Here is a 1038-nt window from a genome sequence, read left to right on the forward strand (position 1 = left end):
GCAGCGTGCGCACCTTGCTGCAGGGTTCGGTGACCATGCTGCCCGGATTCACCGATGGCCAATGGTGGGTGCAGGACGCCGCCGCCGCGCTGCCGGCGCGGTTGTTCGGCGACGTCGGCGGCAAGAGCATTGTCGACCTCTGCGCCGCGCCCGGCGGCAAAACCGCGCAACTGGCGCAAGCCGGTGCGCGCGTGACGGCGGTCGATCGATCGCCGGCGCGCATGGCGAGGCTGCGCGACAATCTAGCGCGATTATCTCTGCAGGCCGATGACGTGGTGACCGATGCCGCCGAGTGGCCCGGTAGCGGCAATGGCGGCTTCGACGGCGTGCTGGTAGATGCTCCCTGCACCTCCACCGGTACCATAAGGCGTCACCCCGACGTCGCCTGGCTACGGCAGGAGACTGACATTGCCGCGTTGGCGGCATTGCAGAAACGGTTGCTGCAGAAGGCGGTCGCGCTGCTCAAACCGGGCGGCACGCTGGTCTATTGCACCTGTTCGCTGGAGCCGGAGGAAGGCGAGCAGGCGATCGCATCCCTGTTGGCCACCGAACCCGGCGTGCGCCGCGCGCCGATCGAAGTGGGCGAGGTCGCCGGCCTCAGCGAAATCGTGACCTCAAACGGCGATTTGCGGACCCTGCCCTGCCATTTGCCCCACGCCGACCCCCGGCTCGGCGGGCTGGATGGATTTTACGCTGCGCGGCTGGTTAAATCCTGATTTTAAACCGCAATTTCCCGGCCTACGGGTGATTCGCGCCTATTCAAGATGGTGTCACGGCGGCGTTTCCGGATTAAAAGGATTCGCCTGAATACCCCTCCCTCCTAAGCCAAGGCACGGCGTGTCGGTCGCTCAACGCAGACGCATCTCGACGCTTATCATGAGCCGCTCAGCGCGGTCCGTGATCGCGCGCGCGACCGGCGCGACGGTGGCAGTGTCGCGGCTGTGGCCCGGCCGCGCCGACCGGCTGATCATCGCGCCGCACGACCTGCGCACCGCCGATGCCACCCGCGCCGCCGAAATCTACGCCGGCCGCTTCGTG

The 1038-nt window shown here is 67.1% G+C and carries 1 protein-coding gene and 1 pseudogene; both read left to right on the top strand.

Annotation, left to right across the window (positions count from 1 at the left end; all coding sequences use genetic code 11):
- The coding region (locus CP49_RS47400) for an RsmB/NOP family class I SAM-dependent RNA methyltransferase (protein ID WP_245310721.1) at window positions 1-716 on the top strand (716 nt) is incomplete at its 5' end.
- Window positions 717-837: 121 nt separating this feature from the next.
- Window positions 838-1038 (top strand): annotated as a pseudogene (locus CP49_RS47405) (heparinase); the annotation flags it as partial.

Source organism: Bradyrhizobium valentinum, assembly GCF_001440405.1.
Taxonomy (GTDB): Bacteria; Pseudomonadota; Alphaproteobacteria; order Rhizobiales; family Xanthobacteraceae; genus Bradyrhizobium; species Bradyrhizobium valentinum.